Here is a 24,286-nt window from a genome sequence, read left to right on the forward strand (position 1 = left end):
GTATCTTGTCTGATATTTTAATTTTATGAATACGAATTTCCCCCAACCCACCCACGAAGATTTACTCAAGATTATAGCAAGTCAAGAGGAAGAAATAAATAAACTTAGTAAAGGACGTAATACGTTACCCAATTTTGAATTCTATCTTAAGGAATCCGAGGATTTGCTATGCGTCGCGGGAGCTGATGGATTCTACAAAGAGGTTAATCCGGCATTCTCCAAAAAAACCGGGTACACAAAAAAGGAATTACTTAGCACCACTTTGATTTCATTTATTCACCCTGAAGATATAGTAAAAACTAATCTTGAAATAGAGCGATTGTCGAAAGGTCAGGCTTCAATAGGTTTCGAAAACAGATATGTTAAAAAAAATGGTGCCATTCTAACAGTTCAATGGACTAGCAGCATTGAGCCTACCGGAAAACTTATATATGGAATAGGAAGGGATATATCCCAGATACGAGAAGCACAATTAAATTTAATTAACAGTGAGCGACTGTTAAATGATGCTCAAAAAACAGCTAAGATTGGAAGTTGGGAATTCGATATAATCAATAAAAAAATGATTTGGTCGGAAGAATTATATTCTATTTATGAAGTTATAAAGAAGCCCAAAGAGAAGTTGTTTCAATCCTATCTAAAATGTTTCTCAACAAAAGCTATTGCTGTATTTCAAAATAAAATCAATCAATGTATACTCGATAAGAAGCCTTTTGAAATTGAAGAGGCGAGTCATTTTTCTAAAAATAGAATAAAATGGCTTCATATAGTTGTTATTCCCGTAACTGATATAGGTGGAAAAGTGATCGCACTTAAAGGGAATACACAAGACGTTTCTTTAAAAAGAAAAACAGAAGAAGCGTTAAAAGCCAAGGAACAAATTGAAGTTGCCCTTAATGCTAAATTAATTAAAGAGGAAAGTAACGCTAAGTTTAGAAGTTATATTGATAATGCCCCTGAAGGAGTTTTTGTTGTTGATGAAGAGGGGAATTATTTAGAAGTAAATGCTGCCGCGTCTTCAATAACAGGCTTCTCTAAAGAGGAACTATTGTCTTCAAAATATGGGGATTCGCTGCTTGAGGAAAAACTTGAAGATGCTCTAAGACAGTTTCAACAGTTATTAAAAAGTACGAGCCTAAAAGGGGAACTTACCGCAATTCATAAAGATGGAAGAATGATAATTTTATCTGTTGATGCAGTAAAACTATCTGAGAACCGTTTCCTGGGATTTGTAAAAGATATAACAGAAAGTAAAAAAGCAAAAGTATTGCTTACAAATACATTTGAACGCATAACTGATGCTTTTGTGGCACTGGATACTAATTGGTGTTACACCTATATGAATAAAAAAGCGGGAGAAGTTCTGAACCGAAATCCTGAAGAAATGATCGGGAAGCACATTTGGACTGAATTTCCTGAAGCTATTAATGGGGAATTCTATAAATCAGCCATTAAAGCAATGAAAACACAAGCTTATAATCAGTTTGAAGACTTTCATAAGTACAGTCAGAAGTGGGTGGAGAATCATTTTTATCCTTCTGCTGATGGCTTGTCTAATTTTTTTAGGGATATCACTGAAAAGAAAAAGTCGGATGCCATTATTGAAACAAGCGAAAAATATTTTAGAGCTTTAGTAGAGAACAACCAAGGAATAATTACCGTTATTGATGCAGCATTTAAAGTTATTTTTAGAAGTGTTTCATCTGCCCGTGTCACTGGGTATTCTAATGCAGAATTTGATGCAATTACAGATGAAGAGTATTACCATCCGGATTATTTAGTATATGCACATAATAAGATTAAAGAGTCCATTCAGAATCCCAATATTCCTATTCCTGCATTGTTTCAAGTCAAACATAAAGACGGAAGATATATATGGTTAGAAGGAGTATTTAATAACAGGCTTGATGATACTAGTACAGCTGGCATTATTACAAACTTTAGAGACATTACTGAAAAAATAGATGCTGAATTAAAATTAAAACAAAGAGAACAACGTTTTCTTGCATTGGTAGAAAATAACGAAGGCGGTATTTCATTAGTTGATAAAGATAAGAAAAGCTTATTTCGCAGCGCATCCTCTATGCGATTAACGGGATGGACAAATGAAGAATTTGATAGTATTCCTGAAAATGAATTTGTGCACCCTGACTGCATGAGGCACTGGCAGGAGACAAAGCAAAAAATATTGAGCAATCCAGGTGTGCCAATACCAGTTTTGTTTCGAGTAAAACATAAAAAAGGCCATTATATTTGGCTGGAAGGTACCTTAAATAATATGATTCACGACAGCAACCTAAAAGCAATTGTGATTAATTTAAGAGATGTTACTGATAGAATTGAGGCAAATAAAACTTTAAAAAAGGAAAGAGATGTTTTTGCTAAAATTGCCGCAACTTCACCAGGGTTAATTTATTCGATGCGCCAGAATAAAGACGGGTCGTTAAGCTATCCTTATGCAAGCGACGCGATAAGAGCGATTTATGGATTCGATCATGTAGAAATAGAAAATGACGCCAATAAGATTTTTGCACTAATCCATCCAGAGGATGTAGAAGCTGTGATTGAAAAAGTTAAAACCACGAAATCTAAATTAGTTCCCCTTAAAGGCAGGTATCGTTATTTGCATCCATCGAAAGGATTGGTTTGGCATGAGGTAAACTCTTTGCCAGTAGTTGAATTAGAAGGAACAGTTATCTGTCATGGTATCGTAACGGATATAACAGAGCGATTAGAAGAGGAGCAAAAACTACTTAAAGTTAATCGACTGTATTCATTCATCAGCCAGATTAATCAGGTTATTGTTCGCGCTACTAATGAAGAAATGCTTTTTAAAGAAGCTTGTACTATAGCGCTTGAAGTAGGTAAGTTCAAGATGGCGTGGATTGGTTTAATTGATTCAAAAACAGATAAAGTAGTACCCGTAATGATTTCCGGCACAGATAAAGGGTATTTCTCAGATATTAAAATGATTTCGATTAATAAGGATGTACCGCAAGGAAGGGGACCGGTAGGAGTCGCAATACGAGGTGCGAAAAAGGTTGTTTGTAATGACATTGAAAATGATCCCATAATGGCGACCTGGAAAGAAGAGGCATTAAGTCGGGGATACCAATCTTTAATAGCGCTACCCTTAAAAAAATTAGGTAAAGTGATTGGTGTTTTTAGTTTTTATGCCAGTGAGAAAAACTTTTTTGATGCTGAAGAAGTTGAATTATTAGAAAAAGCGACTGATGATGTATCATTTGCTTTGGAAGTCTTTGATAAAGAAGTTCAAAACAGAAAAGCGGAAGAGGCTGTTTTTCAAAGTGAGAAAAGATACCATACGCTTACTGAGGTATCTCCTGTGGGAATATTTCGCATGGATGTTGCGGGACTTACCACTTATGTTAATCCTAGCTGGTGTGAGATTTCAGGGCTATCATTTCAAGAAGCTTTAGGGAATGGTTGGCTTAACGCAGTTCATGACGAAGATAGAATGGCAATTATTAATGATTGGCAGAAGGCAACTAGTATTAATGAAAAATTAATGTCAGAATATCGTTTCATTCGCTCTGATGGTACAATTGCGTGGGTCATGGGACAAGCCATTCCTGAGCTAAATTCAGAAAATCAGATTGTGGGCTATGTTGGTACCGTTACAGATATTACAGAGCGTAAGCAGGCTGAGGATCGAATTTTTAAAGAAAGATTACTTTCAGAAACGATAATAAATAATCTGCCTGGAATATTTTATCTCTATGATGAATATGGGAAATTTTTAAAATGGAATGAGAACTTTGAGCTTGTTACAGGTTATAACAGTCATGAAATTAGTCAGATGACTCCATTGGATCTTTTTGACGAGGATGATAAAGAAAAGATCAACATCAGAATTAGTACTGTTTTCGAAAAAAAATCTCCCGGTATTGAGGTTGAGGTATATACTAAGGCAAAAAAGAAAGTACACTATTATATCAATTCCTTAGCTATAGAATATGAAGGACGAAAATGTCTGTTAGGAATGGGCTTAGACTTAACGGATCGCAAGAAATCCGAAGAGGCAATTAAAAAGGCAAATGAACGATTCGAAAGAATTTCATCAGCAACAAATGACGCTATATTCGAATTAGATTTTGGTAGCGGTAAAAGCTGGCATAACAAGGTATCGCATGATAATTTAAATATGTATGACGAAAATTTGTCAACTGAGGAAAATAAATTATTATGGCGATCTAGGCTGCATCCTGATGATAGTGATCGAATCACAAAGGGTATTGAATCATGTTATTCTGGAGCCTCAAATTCATGGTCAGATGAGTTTCGTTTTTTAAGATCAGATGGTACTTATGGTAATTTTTACGAACGCGCGATAATTATAAGAGATGAGCAAGGGAAGCCGACACGTTTTATAGGATCGATGTTAGATGTTACTGACCTCAAAAAAGCCGAAGAAGAATTTAAGAATGCGAATAAAAAAATGGAGGCAATAATTGATGCTATTCCAGATTTGATGATTGAAGTAGGTTTAGACGGTACCATTTATAAATACCATTCCCATCGCAAAGATTCCTTTATAGAACCCACAGACCAAGTTATAGGCAAGAAAATCTCAGAAATATTACCTGCCGCCGCCGCTGATATAGCTTTTTCGGCAATCCGGGAAGCGGCTGAAAAAAGGTTTTCGTCTGGACATCAATACACAGTAGAGAAGAATAATGAATTGCGTTGGTTTGAACTTTCTATAGCTCCCATGAAGGAAACAGATGAACATGACACCCATTTTATTTGTCTTTCTCGTGATATTACAAAAGTCAAACTTATTGATCAGTCACTGCAGGAAAGTGAGGCGAGGTATCGAGGATTATTGGATAATTTGGATGCAGGTGTCGTTGTTCATGCAGCAGATACTTCCGTAATTATGAGTAATAATAAGGCATCGGAATTATTGGGTTTAAGCACCGGACAAATATTAGGTAAAAAGGCTCTAGATCCAATTTGGAAATATCTAGATGAAGATAATTTGATTCTTGACGTTGAAAAATATCCTATAAATATAATACTGAAAACAAAAGCAGCGATTAAAAACTTCACTCTAGGAATTAATAATCTTAATAGTGACAAGACAATATGGGTTTTAGTAAACGGATTTCCGGTTGTAGACCAGAAAGGAGAAATTTCAGAAATTGTAATCAGTTTTATTGATGTGACCGAGCGAAAATTAATGGAAATTGAATTGTTGAAATCAAAAGAACAGTCTGAATCAGCAAACAACGCTAAAACTGATTTTCTTGCTAATATGAGTCATGAAATTAGAACGCCGTTGAATGGTATTATAGGATTTACCCATTTATTGATGAAGTCAGAACTGGAGAAGAACCAGTCAGAATATATGTCGACGATAAATGAATCTGCGACTTCTTTAATGCAGATTGTAAATGATGTTTTGGATTTTTCTAAAATTGAATCCGGGAAACTAGAATTGAACATTGAAGAGGTGAATTTGTACCTATTGATCCGGCAGGTTATTGATTTATTCAGCCATCAAGCAAAACAAAAAAATATTGATTTAATATTAAATTTAAATTCAAATGTCCCGAAATACATACTTGCAGATTCTGTTAGACTAAAGCAGGTTATGGTAAACCTATTGAGTAATGCATTAAAATTTACAAGTTTTGGAGAAATACGTCTGGATGTAGAGGAGATAGCCGTATTAAATAAGAAAAATACAACTTTAAAATTTTCCGTAAAAGACACAGGTCTTGGAATTAAAGCAGACAACAAAGAAAAAATATTTAATTCATTTGTACAAGAGGATAATTCAACCAATCGAAAGTTCGGAGGGACTGGTTTAGGTCTCGCGATTTCAAATCAATTGTTAGCACTAATGGACAGTAAGCTGCAACTAATTAGTATGTATGGAGACGGAAGTGATTTTTTCTTTGAAATTAAACTTGAAAAGTTCAAAATTAAAAATAATAAAACTTTTAAGGACATTATAATAAGTGAAGGTAAAGGAGCTGGTAGCATTACTGATAAAAAGGTTTTAATTGTTGAGGATAACAAAATCAACATGCTTTTAGCAAAAACATTAGTCAAAAAATTGGTTTCAAATTGTACAATTTATCAGGCTATGGACGGAAATGAGGCTGTAGAACACTACAAAAAGGAAAAACCGGATATTATTCTAATGGACATTCAAATGCCCAACAAAAATGGATATGAAGCTACACATGAAATCAGACAGTTAGCAGGGGGGGCAAGTACACCTATTATTGCAATCACCGCCGGTATAATGAGTGGTGATAGGGAAAAGTGTCTGGAGGCAGGATTAGACGATTATTTGTCAAAACCTATAATTGAATTCGATTTAGAACAAATATTAATGAAATGGTTGAATAAATAGTGTGCTTTTTTATAGTTGTTTCTTCAAAAGGTTAAAGCATATCATTTGCGTTATTCATTCAATAGAATAGGATTTTTTTTATAAATAATGATAATTTTTGTTTAAATTAGGTCAAAATAAAGTTTAAGTTTATGAAAAATGATAGAGACAAAATAGAAGAAGTATTAAGTCTTCGTCAAAAGGCAGAAGCCCAACAGAGGAATAAAAAATCAGCTTTAGACTTATCTGAGAATGAAATAATTAGGCTTGTTCATGAATTAGAAGTTCATCAGATTGAATTAGAAATGCAGAATGAAGAACTTTCATTGGCCAAAGGCCAATCTGATAGTGCCACTAAAAAAAACACTGAATTATACGATTTTTTACCTTCGGGTTATTTTACCCTTAATAGAGAGGGTGATGTAATCGGCATCAATCGGGCTGGCGCCGAGTTGTTGGGAAAAAACCGATTTAAATTAATAAATAGTAGGTTCGGCTTTTTTGTTTCAGATGACACAAAGCCAATTTTCAATCTTTTTTTGGAGAAGATTTTTGAATATTCGAAAAAAGAATCTTGTGAAGTCTCCCTTATAAATAACGAAGATGAAACTACTTATGTTTACATTACGGGTATTGTAGATGAAATTACGGAGTATTGTCATATCTCCGTAATTGAAATTACCGATCGAAAGTTGATGGAGATTGAATTGATTAAAGCAAAAGAAGAGGCAGAAGCCGCCAACATTGCTAAAGCTGATTTCCTTGCCAATATGAGCCATGAAATTAGAACGCCATTAAATGGAATAATTGGGTTCACCGACTTGTTAGTTAAATCAAATCTAGAAGAACATCATCTGGAATACATGTCAACGGTTAACGAATCAGCAATGATATTAATGCATATCGTAAATGATGTTTTGGACTTTTCTAAAATTGAAGCCGGTAAATTGGAACTGGAAATCACAAAAACAGATATTTGTGAGTTGACTAAGCAGGTTATAGATTTGTTTAAATGGCAAGCGACAACCAAGAAGATAGACTTAGTACTTAATATTGATTACAATGTTTCACACTACATTCAAGCGGATGCTCGCAGGTTAAAACAAATATTGGTAAACCTATTAAGCAATGCTTTAAAGTTTGGTAATACAGGGAAAATCAGTCTGGATATTTCTGAAACACCCTCTTTTAGTAAAGACTCCTGTATGATTAATTTCTCTTTGAAGTATACGGGTATCAATATAAAAGAGCGTGCTAATAAAAAAACATTTAAGTCTTTTATTGAAAAGGACAATACTACAAGTCGTCGATTTGGAGACACTAGTTTAGGACTGTCCATCGCAAACAAACTTTTGACGTTAATGGATAGCAAATTGCAACTAAAAAGTAAAGTTGGTGAAGGAAGCGATTTCTTTTTTGCGATTTCTTTCAAGAGGGTAAATTTGAAGCAAAATATTGATTATACATTCAATTCAATCATTAGTAAGCGCATTATTCCTTTTAAAATACTTTCTAAAAAGAAGGTTTTAATAGTGGAGGACAATCAAATCAATATGTTCTTAGTAAGAACGTTTGTGAAAAAAATATTACCAAACGCTATTATTTTTGAAGCGGGTGATGGTAATGAAGCTGTATTTCATTTCAAAAAGGAAAAGCCAGATATCGTATTGATGGATATTCAGTTGCCCAACAAAAATGGGCATGAAGCAACGAGAGAGATTCGCTTATTGTCTACGGAAGTAGAAATTCCAATTGTTGCTATAACAGCCGGAATAATGATTGACGAAAAAGAGAAATGTTTTGAGTCAGGAATGAACGACTATCTCCAAAAACCGATTACGGTATCAGATTTGGAAAAAGTATTATTGAAATGGTTAACTAAATAGAGGTTGTTTTTAGTATTTTGAATCTGAAGAAATAGCGTCTCAGAATAGGTTTTTGTTGAAAAAAAAATATTTCTAATTAAAAATATTTCTTTATTTAATTAGAGTTGGATGCATTTGTAAGTGGTCAAAAATAATAGAATTAGGATTCTTTAATTCCAAGCTGACAGCTTTTTTCCAGTAATGCAAAGCCCATGAAAATTGGATATGACTACCCTCGGAACATTTTAACTCGCCATGCAGATGGGGGGATCTGTAAACTTTGTGAATTCATAATAATCGGTTGATTTTTTTTCGAATACCAATTGGATGTTTCAGTATTTATCTTTAGTTAAATTATACCAAACGAATATATGTTTTATTCCTCCCGATAGTTATCGGGAGCGTTCTGGTAATATGCCGATAGCCTGTGGAGATTTTTCGGCATAATATGAAAATAGTACAATGCAATTGGACTATATTTAATATACAATCGGTATTAATTCTAAAAGTAACTGTTTACAGAAAGTAATAATAGACGTTTAGAAATAATAAATTACATTTATCATAAATTAGCCTGATGCTTTATTTTAAACATTGGGATTGATTTATAATAGTGCAATATCATAATGAAAAAGAGAGAGAACAAACAAGTTTTACTGGAAGAAGATACCTTTTCTAAAACAACCACAAAGAACACTGTTGCTAAAGATGGGAGCAGTGACTTCCCTATTGTTGGCATAGGAGCTTCTGCAGGAGGACTGGAGGCAATGGAAGTTTTTTTTAAAAATATGCCGAAAAATCCCGGTATGGCATTCGTCGTTATTCAACATCTCGATCCTAGTCATGTTGGAATTTTACCGGAGCTATTGCAACGTACTACTTTGATAAAGGTCTTGCAGGTAACGGATCGTCTCAAGGTAAAGCCTAATCATATTTATGTTATTCCTCCAAATAAAAGTTTGACAATACTAAATGGTGTACTGCATCTGTTTGCCCCCATTCAAAACAGGTGGTTGCGATTACCGATCGATATATTCTTTCGTTCCTTAGCGCTTGATAAGTTAAATAAAAGTGCTGGGATTATTCTCTCAGGAATGGGGTCTGATGGGAGTCTAGGAATTAAAGCCATTAAAGAACAGCGTGGATTTGTTTTGGTTCAGGATCCTGCTACAGCAAAATTTGATTCGATGCCACTGCATGCCACTGAAGCCATTTTAGTTGATGTTGTAGCGCCGGTAGAAGAATTACCCGCTAAATTGATTGCACTTTTTGAACACACAGTAGTAATAGAAAATGAATCAAGTATAGATAGCAAAAACAGAACTAGTCTCGAAAAAATTATCATCTTACTTCGAGAAGAGACTGGTCATGATTTTTTACTCTATAAAAAAACGACTTTAATGCGTCGCATTGAAAGGCGTAAGGGAGTCCATCAATTAGATAGTACGCAAGATTATGTTCGTTTTTTACAAGAGAATCCTAATGAAATTAAGTTACTTTTCAAAGAGTTATTAATAGGGGTAACTAGTTTTTTCCGTGACGCAGGCATATGGGATAAACTAAAAAGTACTATTCTTCCTGACCTTGTTAAAGGTTTACCCGACGGTTATGTATTAAGGGCATGGATTGCCGCCTGCTCAACAGGAGAAGAGGCATACTCGCTTGCCATTGCTTTCAAGGAAGTTCTAGAAAGTACCGGTAAACATAGAAATTTGACGTTACAAATTTTTGCTACAGATCTAGATATTGATGCTATAGAAAAAGCGCGCCGAGGTTTCTTCACCTCTAATATTGTTGTAGATGTTTCACCGGAAAGAATCAGTAAGTTTTTCAATATCGAAGCTGGTGGTTATCGCGTGAATTCAAGTATAAGAGAAATGCTTATTTTCGCACCCCATAATGTCATTAAAGACCCTCCTTTTACTAAGCTAAATATAGTGATGTGTCGTAATATGTTGATCTATATGGAAGCGCCTTTACAAAAGAAGCTAATTGAATTATTTAACTATAGCCTTCTCCCAGGAGGCATCATGATACTAGGCTCTGCTGAAGCCATATCTCATAATAATGAAGGGTTTGAGGTTTTAGATACTAAATTAAAGTTTTATAAGCGTACGAATATCTCTTTATCATCAGAATTAACAGATTTTCCAAGTTCTTTTTCAAGAAGTAAAACAAAAAATAAAGAAATAATTAATACTCCTAAAGTGGTCGAAAATATTCAAAATCTAGCAGATCAGATAGTACTTCAACAATTTGCGCCAGCCAGTGTACTCGTAAATGACAAAGGAGATATTATATACATTACAGGAAGAACTGGTAAATATCTAGAACCTGTTGCCGGTAAAGCAAATTGGAATATCCACGCAATGGCGCGAGATGGCTTGAGCAATGAACTGCCTAACGCCTTTCAAAGAGCACTGCGCAGTAGTGAGCCAGTTGAGCTGAGAAACATTAAAATTCGAAATAATAACGGAGATTTTAACTATGCGACGATAACAATTAAACAGATTGAAAGTCCTGATCAGTTAAAGGGTATGGTCCTGATCGTTTTTAAGGAGGAACGAGAGATCGTACTATCACATTTATCGCAACAGAAAAATAGCAAATTATCGTTGTCAGGTAGACAGAAAGAACTTGAGTCTGAATTGCAGCAATCAAAAGAAGATTTGCTGAACTCACGCGAACAAATGCAAGCCTCGCAGGAAGAGCTAAAGTCAATCAATGAAGAATTACAATCAACAAACGAAGAATTGCAATCAACAAATGAGGAATTGACGACTTCAAAAGAAGAGATGCAAAGCTTAAATGAAGAGTTACAGACCGTAAACGCAGAACTTCAAAATAAGTTGAGTGACTTTGAGCAAGCAAATAACGATATGAAAAATTTGCTTAACAGTACTGAAATCGCAACACTTTTTCTAGACAAAGAGTTAAACATACGCAGGTTTACTGATCCTGTAATGAAAATATTTAAAGTCAGATCTGGCGATGCCGGTAGGCCTTTTACGGACCTAGTAAATGATTTGAATTATCCTGATATGGGGGGGGATGCACGAAACGTAATTAAAAACTTAACTCCTATTCAAAATACGATAAGTACAAAGGATGACAGGTGGTACAACGTCAGGATCATGCCCTATCGAACCCTCGATGATCGCATTGACGGCCTTGTTATTACATTTACAGACATAACTGTTTCAAAAAAAGCAGAAGAAACATTACTAAAGGAAAATAGGTACCGACGACTGTTTGAATCGGCTAAAGATGGTATTCTTATACTCAATGCAGAAACAGGTAATATTATTGATGTTAATCCATTTTTAATTGAAATGTTAGGCTATTCTTATGAGCAATTTGTTGAAAAAGCAATTTGGGAAATAGGCTCCCTTCAAGATATAGTGGCTAATAAAGAAAAGTTCTCGGAGTTAAAGAAAAAGGAATTTGTCCGTTATGCCAATTTACCACTTCAAACAGCTGATGGAAGAGAGATTAAAGTAGAATTTGTAAGTACGATGTACTTGATGAATAATAAAAAAGTAATTCAATGTATCATTCGAGATATTACAGACCGTAAACGAATCGAAGAAGCATTAACTTTTGCTGACATGCGCTATCATCACCTTTTTGAATCAGTAAATGAGGGAATCTTTTTTATTGATGCCATGACGGGGAAAATAACGGATATAAATCCATTTTTGATACAACTATTGGGCTATCCAAAAGCGGAGCTTATAAAAAAACCAATTTGGGACCTCAATTTTTTAAATAATATAATAACGAATAAGGATGCGTTTAAAGAATTAAAACAGGAAAAATCTGTTAATTATGAAAACGTCCAAATTGAAACAGCCAACGGACAAGAAATCAATGTTGACTTTGTGTTAAATACATATGTACTTGATAGTCATGTAGTAATACAATGTTTTATTCGTAACTTTACTAACGCACATTCGAAATAAACGTCTCGAATAGGATATAGGATCATTATAAAATAAATCTTTATTAATGCGACAGCATTTAAAATAGTTAGTATGTATGGAGAATGCTGAAAACAGTTCAAAAGTTACCGCACTTCTTAGGCTAAAGTTTGAAGAACTACAAAAAAATAAAAATGAATTGAGATTTGACGGGAAACCTAGTGAGGCAAATACTTTGAAGCTCATTCATGAATTAGAAGTCCATCAGATGGAGCTTGAAATTCAGAATGAAGAATTGTTCTTAGCAAAAGAGCAAGCGGAACAGGCAATCGAAAAATACACTAAATTATACGATTATGCACCTTCTGGGTATTTTACGCTGTCCCAGGATGGTACGATTACTGAAGCTAATCTCACTGGGGCCCATATGCTAGGTAAAATGCGTTCAAGTATATTAAATAGTCAATTTGGTTTTTTCATTTCTGATGCTACAAAAAATATATTTAATGATTTTTTAACAAAAATATTTAAAAATAATGTTACAGAATTATGTGAAGTAAACTTCATAACTAACGATCAGAAATCTTTTTTCGGTTACTTATCCGGTGTTGTCGCAACAGATCCTTCGCTATGTAATATAACATTAATTGATATCACAGAACGTAAGGAAGCTGAAGCTGCCTTGTGGAATAGTAAGGAAAAGTACAGTGATCTTTTGAATAACTTGGTTGAAGGTATCGTTGTTCATGCACCAGATTCCTCTATCGTACTGAGTAATCCTAAAGCCTCTGAATTGCTTGGCTTAAGTGAAGATCAAATTAGAGAAAAACAGATAATGGATCCCGATTGGAAATTTTTGAATGAATGCTATTTACCTTTACCCGCTCATGAATACCCATTTAATCAGATTTTAGCGAATAAAAAGCCACTTAAAAATTTTATTGTTGGTGTCAAAAAGTTGCATTCTAAAGCCGTCGAGTTCCTGTTGGTAAATGGCTTTCCCGTAATCGATTCTAATGGAGAGCTAACAGAGATAGTGATTAGCTTTATCGATATTACAGAGATGAAACTGATGCAGAAAGAGGTAATCAAGGCCAAATATTTTGCAGAAAAAGCAAACAAAGCTAAATCTAATTTCCTGACTAACATGAGTCATGAGATTAGGACCCCACTGAACGGAATAATTGGGTTTACTGATTTATTGACAAAAACAGATCTAGATGCTGATCAATTTGAATATGTTAACATAGTAAATGAATCGGCTATTATATTGATGGAAATCATCAATGATGTATTAGATTTTTCTAAGATTGAATCAGGAAAATTAGAATTGAATATTGAAGAAATTGACCTTTTTGGACTTACAAGCCAAGTCATTGCTCTTTTCAAGCATCAGGCCAAACTAAAAAATATAGATTTACTCTTAACCATAGATAGTGATGTATCTCAATTTATCTTTGCTGACGCAGTACGACTAAAACAGATTATTGTCAACTTGATAGCGAATGCTTTAAAGTTCACAGAGGAAGGATCTATACAGTTAATCATTAAGGAAATCGCCTCCGATAATGATACCGTTTCCACTATAAAATTTTCAGTAAAGGATACTGGTATGGGGATAAAGAAGCAAAATCAGGAGAAAATATTTCATTCTTTTGTGCAAGAAGATCTTTCTACTACTCGAAAATTTGGTGGAACAGGTTTAGGTTTGGCAATTTCCAATCAGTTGTTAGAGTTAATGAACAGTAAATTACTTCTGAACAGTAAATATGGAAAAGGGAGTGATTTTCATTTTTTAATCGATTTTAAGAAGTCAGAAAGGAGAGAAGATACTATAGTTCCATTTCTTCACTACAAGGATAATAAGACGGAGCTTAAAAAAGAATACCTAGACAATACGAGAATATTAATTGTGGAGGACAACAGAATTAATATGCTGTTGGCAAAAAAAATGGTAGAGAAAATAATGCCAAATTGTATCATTTTTGAAGCGACAGATGGTAAAGAAGCTATCAAGTTGTATAAGAAACAGAAGTTGGATATTATTTTAATGGATATCCAAATGCCTAATAAAAATGGCTTTGAAGCAACTATTGCAATTAGAAAGTTAGGTCGTTCTGGCGCTACACCTATAATAGCATTGACGGCAGGAATTTTGATTGAGGAAAAAGAAAAGTGTTTAAAAAGCGGGATGAATGATTATATTTCTAAACCCATAAATATAACGGATTTAGAGACCGTACTACATAAGTGGGTAAAGAATTGATTTTGATTTTTAATTCAGATAAAAGCATACCACAGGAAACGTTATTCTTAAAATTTTTAATTCGTTTTTTTATAACTCAAAACGGCAGATCCATTTATAATAAAAGCATAAAGGGTAATTATAAAAAACGGTCTTGAAATGTCTGAGATGCTGGCTACTTTAAGCATTACCATTCGAATTATTTCCACAAAATAGCGTATAGTGTTGGACAGGCTCAGTTGCTTTGCCTTGTTCGGCACGCTATCAATAAGTATAAAGAATCCACTCATTATAATAAAAATCACTTTAAAAAATCAGCGCTGCAAATGGGAAAATAGTTAGCGAGAAGATGTCCATTAAAAGTTGCTTTGCATTCATGAGTTTTATTATCCCAGATTCTATCTCCTTTTCAATTTGGCCGATTAACGAGCTGGGATTAGGTCTGCTTTCATGGTTTAAAAACTTCATAACAAATTCAGGATTGTTGTTCATTTCCTGAATTATAAATGGCGGCAAATACGGATTTTCGATTACGAATGCGATGTAATTGTGGGTGAACTTTGTTATTTTTTCAAAATCGTATTATCAGAATTAAAAATGGCATTGATTTGGATTGCCAACTGGCCGAATGCATTCATAAACACTGCCTCAAAAAGAAGCTTTTTTTAAAACAATAATGCAGCATTACCTTGTTTATGCCCGCTTCAAGCACAATTTCCTGGATACGTGCTCCCGCGAATCCCTTTATTTGAGACACAGTTCTGGCTGCATTAAATATTTTTTATTCAGTAGTCATAGCGTGTTAATTTTGTAGTTTAACCGTTTGGTTAACAACTATATAAATAAAAGGCAACCGGAATTACTTTTTTTCTTTTTTTACGATCATGTTGAAAACTAGACCGCCCATCAGTTTCCCATTTAAAGTGGAATTAAGTCGTTTGGATGTGATTGCACAATTGCCTGAGGCGTAGCTACATAGTGGTAGTATAAATACTCTTCAATCGCGCCTATTATTATGCCTGCTCCAGTAATGATGGTAGCTTTTTTTGTTATTTATGGCTTTTATCTAATATGACTTTAATGATGGCATTTTTGTCTAAAACACCCGATTCTCGCCATAATTGTTTTCCTTCTTGAAAAAGAATCATCGTGGGAACACCGCGCACCTGATACTTGGATGCTATTTGTTGGTTTTTATCCACGTCGATTTTTATAATAGAAATCCAGTCTCCTAAATTTTCTTTCACCTCTTTTAAAATGGGTCCAAGCACTTTGCAAGGTCCGCACCAAGTAGCAAAAAAATCGATCAGTACTGGTTTCTCTGATTTTATAATATTATCAAAACTACTATTCATTTTTATTTTTTTTAAAAGTTGATACCTCGCATCCATTTAGACCGCATCCGGTATTAAAAATCGCTTGGAATAGAAAAAAAGCGGCCATAAAACCGAATATTAACTGTTGATATTGTACCGCTTGTTGTATTAAAAACAGTCCAATTACTAGCCGAATCCAACGCATGGCATGCCAGTTTGTTAATAGTAATCGTTTCATTGCGTTATTTTTTTAATTTTATAGTTGTCATCATAAGAAACTATTTTTTGTAGTTCTTCTAATGGGATTTCTGTAGTACTGACAATCAGAATTTCCGTGAAATCTCCATTCATGCTTACGTTGAGTACTTCGTTAATGGCTGCAAATTTTTCAGTTACGGTATTCATGCAGCCACTGCAAGTAATTCCTTCAAACCGGTAAAGATTGACTTTAGCAAGACTGTTTTTTTTAAATTCAAAAAACAATTCGGAATTGCTTCTTGGAGCTATGGAATTAGTACTATTTTCTAATTTAATAAAGTCAAATGCATTTTTAAAATGCATTTCGTATTCTTCTTGACTTCCGCCAAAAGGGGGACTTGACTCAAATGTTCTATTGAATAACAAACCAGAAAGCGTTCCGTTTTTTGCTAAAAGCTCGTGCATTTTCCAGACATATTTTTGACGTATTACCGGTGGTAAAGCACAGAAAAAAGTTTGTTCAATAATCAAATCATATTCGCCTTTATGGCTAAAAAAATTTCCCAACAGCACCTTTATACAGGTATTGGTAAGGAATTTTTGCTCAATAATTTTCACTAATGTCGGAGCAATATCGATTACTGTAACATTGGTAAATCCTTGCTCTAGAAGATAAGCCGCTTCATAGTTGTTCCCGCAACCCGGAATTAAAATAGCGATGTTTTTATCTTTTAGAGTATCTATATAGGCTTTAATTGGGGGAGATACTAGGCCTAAATCCCAACCTGTAGCATTTGCTTTGTACTGTGCGTCCCAGTAGTTTTGATCTAAGGTATTTTCATAGGATACAACACAACATGATTCATCATTCATAATAATCTAATTTATAATCTCCAATTTGTTTTTCATTTTCAGTAATCATCTTTCGCTGCTTGAAGAAATTCACGATGCCCAGAACTAAAATAATAAAGGCAATCGTATAAAAAGAAGCTTCTATTACGATACTATTTTCAATCTTCAATAGATTTCTGGTACTCAAACCCGCAACAAAAAAATACATCGCTGTACGAATAAAGGCTAAAACTGTAGTTTGATTTGCTAAAATGGTTCTTTGTAATGCAAGACGTTCTCTTAAGATTAAGTCTTTATTGACTGTTTTTTTCATTATTTATGATCTGGCTTTCTTATTTCTTTTCACGAGTACTAATACCAAAAGGAGCATATAAGGGGCAAAAGCTAACAAAGCTTGTAATCAAAAATATGACTGCGAGAGCACCTAAAACTACGGCAACGATACCACTAATAACATTGGTGAAATACAATATAGCTATAACAGCAGCTAGTATACCTCGAAAAATTTTATCGGCTTGACCCATATTTTTTTTCATAATATAAAATTTAAATGAGTACGATTAATAGTAAATTTAATTATAATTTGCTTAAAATCAGTAATTTGAATATAAATTTATTCTATAAAAAGTTTGTTACAAAATTTTACTTTGACACATAAAATCGGTTTTAGGCAATTCAGTTTTGGCGATAGCATTAAATCCACCTTCAATTTCTTTGAAATTTCTAAAGCCACGGGCCTGTAATATAGAAGCAGCAATCATGCTACGGTATCCACCTGCACAATGCAGAAAAAAGGGTTCTTTAGGATCGATATCTTTAATCCAGTCATTTATACTTGCCAAAGGCTTGCTAAAGGCATCTTCAACATGTTCTGCGCTATACTCACTGTCTTTACGGATGTCGATGACTTTGCTTTCTCCAATTTTTACTTCTTTGGCAAACTCTTCTGCCGTGATTCTGTTGATTGTGTCAATTTCTTTTCCTGCTTTTTTCCAAGCTTCGAAACCTCCGTCTAAATGACCGATTAAGTTGTCAAATCCCACACGACTTAAACGTGTTACCGACTCTTCTTCCTGACCAATTTCTGTAACGAGAACAATAGGTTGTTTTACGTCACCAATTAAAGCGCCTACCCAAGGAGCAAAGTCACCATCAATCCCTATGTTTATGGATTGTGGAATAATTCCTTCTGCGAATTCGCCATTTTTGCGGGTGTCTAAGATTAACGCTCCCGTTTCTTCAACGATAGCTTCAAAGTCTTTCGCATCAATTGCTCTCATTCCGTTGTTTAAAACAGTCTCAAAACTTTCATACCCCTTTTTGTTCATAGCCACATTCATTCCAAAATAGGCTGGGGGAGGCAATAATCCATCTGTTACTTCTTTGATAAATTCACTCTCAGTCATATCTGCTCTCAAAGCATAATTGGTTTCCTTCTGTTTACCAATGGTTGAAACTGTTTCTTTACTCATGTTTTTACCACAAGCACTACCGGCACCATGAGCGGGATATACAATAACATCATCAGGTAAAGTCATGATTTTGTCTCTTAGCGAATGAAACAATATTCCTGCTAATTCTTCCTGCGTCATGGAAGCTGCTTTTTGAGCCAAATCAGGTCTTCCCACATCACCGATAAACAAAGTGTCTCCAGAAAAAATTGAAGTTTCTTTACCGTCTTTATCTATTAATAAATAAGTGGTGCTCTCCATGGTATGCCCAGGGGTGTGTAACGCTTTTATTTTGATGTCTCCAAGAGAAAATTCTTGATCGTCAGTTGCAATGACTGCCTCAAATTCGGGATTTGCATTTTTGCCATAAACAATTGGTGCTCCAGTCGCCTTACTTAAATCAAGGTGTCCCGAAACAAAATCAGCGTGAAAATGCGTTTCAAAAATATATTTAAGCTTCACATTATCGCGTTCTAATCTATCCAGATAAGGTTGTACTTCGCGAAGAGGATCAATAATAGCCGCTTCACCATTAGAAGTTATATAATAAGCACCTTGTGCTAAACAGCCTGTATATATTTGTTCTATTTGCATGATTATATTTTTTAATATTCTAATACAAAGGTAATTCTTGTATTTCTATTTCACAGTGACTAATGTTACATAATATAATTTTATTAATGTAAATCGTTCATAAATAAGTTATTAACGATGCATGTCATAAACTATGATAAATATCATTAGATCAAACAGTTCATTTTCTGACTTGTCTCCCCTTATTTGAGGGTGGTTTTTGTTCTTGAAGTAAAAAGTGCCTTTCAATTCCGGTTGAAAGGGTTTTTCTTCGATGGATAAGGGAATTGTATTACGCTGTTGCTTCCACTATTTTATTCCAATACAACCGAGTTAACATCGTGGTTTTTAGTGTCCATATGGTCTAGCGTGGTTTTGCCGGGTCGAATGGATACGTTATTTTTGGTTTGTTGTCATAATCAAATTCAGTTAGCGGTAGTTTCTCATATTCTGGGAGAATAGGGCAAGCGCTATAGCCATCATATTTTTCTGTCGCTTTTTTTTTTGCCTTCTACTACAGATAGAAGATTAGCAACCACCACGTGAGCCTGTGTTCGTATTGTCGCTCCAGTTTTACTGGCAAGTACGTTGATGCAATTCCCTAAGGCAAAAACATTAGGGAAACAGGAATATTGCAAAGTGAATTTATTAACTTCCACGGACCCTAGAGCACTATTGGGATCGGCCAACGTACTTTTTTTAATAAAATCAGGTGCTGATTACGGAGGTGCTATATGACAGAGATCAAATTACATTGAAACTGTTTTTGTTTCGGCTTTATGATCATTAGCAGCAATTACGTAGCAAGAAGTGTCAATTGTGGATAGGCTTTGTTTTATCGTTTCATCGATATCTTTAGTTTCGTATTCAACTATTTTTGATACCCCGTTAGTGTCAAAATGAGTATGTATTTTATATTTTTGTAGTACTTATTTAAGTGTTTTGGCATATACGGGTACGCCAAAGATAACGGCTCCCCTAGATATATAATGAACACCACATTTGTCCTGTATGTCTTGTTTTTGCCAATAATCATCGGCTAAATACATTATTTTTTTGGGGAGCACGAGCATATTTTATTGACGTTGAAGTATTGGTAAAGAACGCAGTTCCCCTTTTAAAGTTCTCGATGAATTCTCATGTTTTGGGTGTAAATTCAAAGAAGTAATTACTGTTCACATTGTTTTTACCTAAGGTTTCTTTAAGGCCTTTAATTTTGTCCTAGTCTAATTGGATACTTGGGCTTACAATTAGATACTGATAACTGATAACTGATCTCTTTCCCGATTGCTTTATTTTCATTAGGTACGAATTCAGTAACCCAAGTACTGTCTTTTGGAATATAATCTTTTTCTTTTCTTCGTGTTTTATTAATATTATAGATGCCGGCACCCCCTAATGTCCAGGTGAGTTGATAATAATACTTCTCTTAAGTTTCTATGACTCCTATTTTTAGGTCGCTTTTTTTACGGAGTAGTTGAGAAGTAACAGATAGTCCTACAATATCGCCGCCAACAATCAGTATTTGAAAGTGTTCTTGTATGATTGATAAGTATTAAAGTTAATGTAATAACACGGCGTTAAGCATTGTTGTTCATTGGTATATGTCACATAGTATTTTATTTAAAGAAAAGTTCTGTGACAATAATATAGATACCCATTACCAATACAAACCAGCCAAAAGCAGGTTTCAATTTTGCTCCGTCAATTTTATTGGACAATTGTGTTCCTATAACTAATCCAACGAGAGCCATGGCCGAAATGATGAACAACAATCTGTAATTCAGTTCGACCCCTCCCAGTAAATCACCGCCAAACCCGATTAAAGAGTTTATAAATATGATGAATAGTGAAGTTCCTACGGCTTGCTTCATAGGTAAATTAGCAAAAAATAATAAAGCAGGAATAATTAGAAAACCTCCACCAGCTCCTAAAAACCCTATTATCAAACCAACAAAAAGTCCAATGATAGCAAGTATCAGAAAATTAATTTCTTTTGCTTCTTTGATTTTCTTTGATTTTCGAATCATAGAAAAGGATGTTGCAATCATAAGAAAAGCAAACACGACCATGATTAATATATTCTTAGTAATATCAAAATCATTAACTGAAAAAAGAATGTCAGGAAGTAGCGGCAGAATAATTTTTCTGACAAAAAGTAAGGATAAAATAGAGGGAACTGCAAAAAACAGTGCAGATTTGATTTTTAAATTACCTAATTTATAATGACTAAATGAACCTATCATAGAGGTAAACCCGACTATGAATAAGGAATAACTAGTCGCTTGTTCTGGGTGTATTTTAAAAAGATAAACTAAAATAGGAACGGCCAGTATCGATCCGCCGCCGCCTATTAGGCCCAAAGAAAGACCGATAATAATTGAAGCTAAATAACCAATATATTCCATCTGTTAATTTTTCTTACAAAGGTTGTTTCTATTTATTTCACAAACAGTAACAATTGTCACATAGGTTTTTTTTTAGGTCAAAAGTTCAATGTGATTGCGATGCAATTTTACTAACTCGCGCTGTTCCATTTTTTTAAGTAATCGTGAAATCACTTCTCTGGAGGTATTTAATTCTGTCGCGATTTCTTGATGTGATAATTTTAAATCTTTACTACCGGCTGCATCCGCATGGCGTTTCAAATAAAACTCTAAACGCTCGTCCATTGCTCTAAACGCAATATTGTCCAATACTTCGAGTAATTCTTCAAATCGGATTCGATATGTGAAAATCACAAATTCAGACCAAGTGCGGTGTTCCATCATCCATTTCTCCATCAAAGAAAGCGGAACCATGATTAATTCCACATCATCCACAGCTTTAGCCATTATCTGGCTGGTTTGACTTTTAGTTGCACATATCATAGAAACTGCACAAGCTTGTCCCGGTTGCAAATAATACATTAAAAACTCCCCGCCATTTTCCCCTTCTCTAAAAACCTTAATTTGACCTTTAGTGATTAACATCGTATTATTGATATACTGACCTGTTCGCATGATTACATCTCCGGCTTTAAAGGATTGAATTGATGCGTTATTTTGAATATCATCAATCAACTCATTGGAAAAAGTAGGGAATGTTTTTTTTAGAGAATCTTGCATTTTGAGTTTTGGTTTGGGTTAGCTTTTTTTCGCATTAATGTAAAAGTACATTAATTATTGATTAAGTTAGGGGAACAGATGTAGTAGTTGGTTGTATTATTTCTTAAGTGATGAACTATGAATAATTGGCAATTTTCCTATCGATTTAGTGGACTATTTTTAATGATTAATAGGGAAATATATAATTGACTGATTATTAAATAGTCTCGAAAACGTTTTCACTGATTTATTATTTAATTCTAAAATCACAGTTTTATTGTTACCAAAAAACATCGTAAATTTACAAAAAACAGCATTATGAATTTAACACAAGAAGATTGGGCTTCTCACCTTGAAGTAGATACCAATGCAGTAATCCTAGACGTACGTACTGAGGATGAATACAATGACGGAATAATCTCCAATGCCATAAATATTGATATCCATTTAGGACCAGTTTTTGTTTCTGAAATTGAAGGTTTGGACAAGAGTAAAAACTATTACGTCTATTGTCGTTCAGGTGCTAGAAGCGCCAAAGCCTGCGAAGTAATGAATGAATTAGGAATTGAAAACGCCTTTAATTTAACGGGAGGGATTTTAGCCTGGGATGGAGAAATCGTATCGCCCTAATACCCTAAAGATATTAAAATCTTTTGCCATACCTTATAAAATATAATATCAAAAACAACCAACATGAACGCAATACCGGAAGAATTTCAGATTAAGACATTATTAAATCAAGATACTTATTTAGTGAATGGGGAGTTGAAAAAATGGGAGGGCCAAACATCGGCAGTATTCTCAACAATTTCATCTACTGAAAAATACGAACCAACAATATTAGGTTCTATTCCATTTATGGGAGAGAAAGAAGGACTAGAAGCAGTTGATGCTGCAGATGTGGCGTTTAATAATGGTCAGGGCGTATGGCCGACTATGAGAGTTAAAGATCGCATCAAATGTATGAGCCGTTTTGTTACTCAAATGGAATCAACTCGTGACGAGGTGGTGAAGTATTTAATGTGGGAAATAGGGAAGTCATTATCAGATTCCCAAAAAGAATTTGACCGAACTGTTGAGTATATCTATGATACCATCGAAGATTACAAAAAACTAGACCGTAACAGTGCCCGTTTTACTAAAACTCAAGGGATAAATGCTATGGTACGCCGTGGACCGCTTGGTGTTGTGCTGTGTCTTGGACCGTACAATTATCCTTTAAATGAAACATTTGCACTGCTAATTCCCGCTTTAATTATGGGAAATACGGTAGTGTTCAAACCGGCAAAACATGGAGTTTTATTAATTTCGCCATTATTGGAAGCTTTTAAAAGCAGTTTTCCAGCGGGTGTTATCAATATTGTTTATGGTCGTGGTAGAGAAGTGGCCGCCCCTATTATGAAATCAGGAAAAGTAGCAGTTTTGGCTTTGATTGGAAACAGTACATCAGCTATTGCTTTGCAAGACCAACACCCGAATAAAAACAGATTGCGTTTGATTTTAGGCTTGGAAGCCAAAAATCCTGCGATAATTTTGCCGGATGCCGATTTGGATTTAGCCATTCAAGAATGTATTGCTGGAAGTTTGTCCTTCAATGGACAACGTTGTACCGCTTTAAAGATATTATACGTTCATGAAAGTATTGCTGAAGAATTCAACAAACGTTTTGCTGATAAAGTGGATGCACTTGTTTTTGGAAACCCATGGGATAAAGCAGTTACATTGACTCCATTACCGGAGAAAGAAAAACCGGCTTATATTCAAGAGTTAATTGACGACGCTATCGACAAAGGAGCTAAAGTGATTAATGCAAAAGGAGGGGAGCATACACCTAATTATATCTTCCCTGCGGTTTTATACCCAGTCAACAAGGAGATGCGTGTGTATCATGAAGAGCAGTTTGGACCAGTAGTGCCTATATTGACTTTTAAAGACATACAAGAGCCTTTAAATGATATGGCTGAGTCGAATTACGGTCAGCAAGTAAGTTTGTTCGGAAAAGATATTAAAACTATCGCGCCGCTTATCGATACCTTAGTAAATCTAGTATGTCGCGTAAATCTGAACAGTTCTTGCCAGAGAGGTCCGGATATTTACCCTTTCACAGGACGAAAAGATTCAGCAGTGGGAACCTTGAGTATTCATGATGCGTTGCGTTCGTTCTCAATAAGAACTTTTGTTGCATCAAAAGACAATGACTATAACAATGAAATTTTACAAGCTTTATTGGACAGTGATCAGTCTAATTTCATTACGACCGATTATATTTTGTAAACAACAGTATTAAAATTGAAACCGCCTAATCTTAAAAAATTAGGCGGTTTTTTTTGGAGTCAACTTCTAAAGCTTTTTATTCTGTTTTTTTATTGCCAGATAATTAATTGTTATAATAATTAGTTCATTGATACTAATC

15 protein-coding genes are annotated in these 24,286 nt (G+C 34.5%); 6 read left to right on the forward strand and 9 right to left on the reverse strand.

Annotated features, from left to right (window positions below; all coding sequences use genetic code 11):
- Positions 1-25 precede the first annotated feature (25 nt).
- The 4 genes from CXF59_RS00885 to CXF59_RS00900 all read left to right on the forward strand — a co-directional run bounded on the left by CXF59_RS00885 (position 26) and on the right by CXF59_RS00900 (position 14,418).
- The gene (locus tag CXF59_RS00885; RefSeq protein WP_101135839.1) at positions 26-6,388 is read left to right on the forward strand and encodes a PAS domain S-box protein; all 6,363 of its coding nucleotides are present in this window, start codon (positions 26-28) and stop codon (positions 6,386-6,388) included.
- A gap of 131 nt (positions 6,389-6,519) precedes the next feature.
- Positions 6,520-8,253 carry a response regulator gene (locus CXF59_RS00890; protein ID WP_101135840.1) on the forward strand — a complete coding sequence of 578 codons (1,734 nt, stop codon included), beginning with the start codon at positions 6,520-6,522 and terminating at the stop codon, positions 8,251-8,253.
- A 605-nt stretch (positions 8,254-8,858) separates the two neighbouring features.
- Positions 8,859-12,194: a chemotaxis protein CheB gene (locus tag CXF59_RS00895; RefSeq protein ID WP_101135841.1), complete on the forward strand. Its 3,336-nt coding sequence runs from the start codon at positions 8,859-8,861 to the stop codon at positions 12,192-12,194.
- Between the two features lie 76 nt (positions 12,195-12,270).
- A complete protein-coding gene (locus CXF59_RS00900) occupies positions 12,271-14,418 on the forward strand; it encodes a PAS domain-containing hybrid sensor histidine kinase/response regulator (RefSeq protein ID WP_101135842.1) in 2,148 nt (715 codons plus the stop codon).
- A 1,028-nt stretch (positions 14,419-15,446) separates the two neighbouring features.
- Here the strand turns inward: CXF59_RS00900 and trxA are convergent.
- The 9 genes from trxA to CXF59_RS00960 all read right to left on the reverse strand — a co-directional run bounded on the left by trxA (position 15,447) and on the right by CXF59_RS00960 (position 21,894).
- The gene (trxA, locus tag CXF59_RS00920) at positions 15,447-15,752 is read right to left on the reverse strand and encodes a thioredoxin (protein WP_101135845.1); all 306 of its coding nucleotides are present in this window, start codon (positions 15,750-15,752) and stop codon (positions 15,447-15,449) included.
- On the reverse strand, positions 15,745-15,951 hold the full coding sequence (locus CXF59_RS00925) for a hypothetical protein (protein WP_101135846.1): 207 nt from the start codon (positions 15,949-15,951) through the stop codon (positions 15,745-15,747). Before CXF59_RS00925 ends, trxA begins: the two co-directional genes overlap by 8 nt.
- Positions 15,948-16,784, reverse strand: coding sequence for a methyltransferase domain-containing protein (locus tag CXF59_RS00930; RefSeq protein WP_101135847.1), 837 nt, complete (start codon positions 16,782-16,784; stop codon positions 15,948-15,950). The genes CXF59_RS00925 and CXF59_RS00930 overlap by 4 nt, the downstream gene beginning before the upstream one ends.
- Positions 16,777-17,076: a DUF202 domain-containing protein gene (locus CXF59_RS00935; protein ID WP_101135848.1), complete on the reverse strand. Its 300-nt coding sequence runs from the start codon at positions 17,074-17,076 to the stop codon at positions 16,777-16,779. Before CXF59_RS00935 ends, CXF59_RS00930 begins: the two co-directional genes overlap by 8 nt.
- 19 nt (positions 17,077-17,095) lie before the next feature.
- The gene (locus CXF59_RS00940) at positions 17,096-17,299 is read right to left on the reverse strand and encodes a DUF2892 domain-containing protein (RefSeq protein ID WP_101135849.1); all 204 of its coding nucleotides are present in this window, start codon (positions 17,297-17,299) and stop codon (positions 17,096-17,098) included.
- Between the two features lie 96 nt (positions 17,300-17,395).
- Entirely contained in the window at positions 17,396-18,808 is a 1,413-nt protein-coding gene (locus CXF59_RS00945; protein WP_101135850.1) for a rhodanese-like domain-containing protein, read from the reverse strand.
- A gap of 458 nt (positions 18,809-19,266) precedes the next feature.
- Positions 19,267-19,476: a hypothetical protein gene (locus CXF59_RS15050; RefSeq protein ID WP_198554609.1), complete on the reverse strand. Its 210-nt coding sequence runs from the start codon at positions 19,474-19,476 to the stop codon at positions 19,267-19,269.
- A gap of 930 nt (positions 19,477-20,406) precedes the next feature.
- Positions 20,407-21,195 (reverse strand): sulfite exporter TauE/SafE family protein, encoded by a 789-nt coding sequence (locus tag CXF59_RS00955; protein ID WP_101135851.1) that lies wholly within the window; start codon positions 21,193-21,195, stop codon positions 20,407-20,409.
- Between the two features lie 72 nt (positions 21,196-21,267).
- Positions 21,268-21,894 (reverse strand): Crp/Fnr family transcriptional regulator, encoded by a 627-nt coding sequence (locus tag CXF59_RS00960; RefSeq protein ID WP_101135852.1) that lies wholly within the window; start codon positions 21,892-21,894, stop codon positions 21,268-21,270.
- Positions 21,895-22,191: 297 nt separating this feature from the next.
- Between CXF59_RS00960 and CXF59_RS00965 the strand changes: the two genes are divergently transcribed.
- Together CXF59_RS00965 and CXF59_RS00970 are read left to right on the forward strand one after the other, a co-directional pair.
- Positions 22,192-22,503, forward strand: coding sequence for a rhodanese-like domain-containing protein (locus CXF59_RS00965; RefSeq protein ID WP_101135853.1), 312 nt, complete (start codon positions 22,192-22,194; stop codon positions 22,501-22,503).
- Between the two features lie 63 nt (positions 22,504-22,566).
- Entirely contained in the window at positions 22,567-24,147 is a 1,581-nt protein-coding gene (locus CXF59_RS00970) for an NADP-dependent glyceraldehyde-3-phosphate dehydrogenase (protein WP_101135854.1), read from the forward strand.
- Positions 24,148-24,286 lie beyond the last annotated feature (139 nt).

It is taken from the genome of Flavobacterium sp. ALD4, assembly GCF_002836475.1.
Lineage (GTDB): Bacteria > Bacteroidota > Bacteroidia > Flavobacteriales > Flavobacteriaceae > Flavobacterium.

Excerpts from the sequence above, each read along its gene's own strand:
- CXF59_RS00885 (WP_101135839.1), top strand. The coding sequence starts at position 26 with ATGAATACGAATTTCCCCCAACCCACCCACGAAGATTTACTCAAGATT.
- CXF59_RS00890 (WP_101135840.1), top strand. The coding sequence starts at position 6,520 with ATGAAAAATGATAGAGACAAAATAGAAGAAGTATTAAGTCTTCGTCAA.
- CXF59_RS00895 (WP_101135841.1), top strand. The coding sequence starts at position 8,859 with ATGAAAAAGAGAGAGAACAAACAAGTTTTACTGGAAGAAGATACCTTT.
- CXF59_RS00900 (WP_101135842.1), top strand. The coding sequence starts at position 12,271 with ATGGAGAATGCTGAAAACAGTTCAAAAGTTACCGCACTTCTTAGGCTA.
- trxA (WP_101135845.1), bottom strand. The coding sequence starts at position 15,752 with ATGAATAGTAGTTTTGATAATATTATAAAATCAGAGAAACCAGTACTG.
- CXF59_RS00925 (WP_101135846.1), bottom strand. The coding sequence starts at position 15,951 with ATGAAACGATTACTATTAACAAACTGGCATGCCATGCGTTGGATTCGG.
- CXF59_RS00930 (WP_101135847.1), bottom strand. The coding sequence starts at position 16,784 with ATGAATGATGAATCATGTTGTGTTGTATCCTATGAAAATACCTTAGAT.
- CXF59_RS00935 (WP_101135848.1), bottom strand. The coding sequence starts at position 17,076 with ATGAAAAAAACAGTCAATAAAGACTTAATCTTAAGAGAACGTCTTGCA.
- CXF59_RS00940 (WP_101135849.1), bottom strand. The coding sequence starts at position 17,299 with ATGAAAAAAAATATGGGTCAAGCCGATAAAATTTTTCGAGGTATACTA.
- CXF59_RS00945 (WP_101135850.1), bottom strand. The coding sequence starts at position 18,808 with ATGCAAATAGAACAAATATATACAGGCTGTTTAGCACAAGGTGCTTAT.
- CXF59_RS00955 (WP_101135851.1), bottom strand. The coding sequence starts at position 21,195 with ATGGAATATATTGGTTATTTAGCTTCAATTATTATCGGTCTTTCTTTG.
- CXF59_RS00960 (WP_101135852.1), bottom strand. The coding sequence starts at position 21,894 with ATGCAAGATTCTCTAAAAAAAACATTCCCTACTTTTTCCAATGAGTTG.
- CXF59_RS00965 (WP_101135853.1), top strand. The coding sequence starts at position 22,192 with ATGAATTTAACACAAGAAGATTGGGCTTCTCACCTTGAAGTAGATACC.
- CXF59_RS00970 (WP_101135854.1), top strand. The coding sequence starts at position 22,567 with ATGAACGCAATACCGGAAGAATTTCAGATTAAGACATTATTAAATCAA.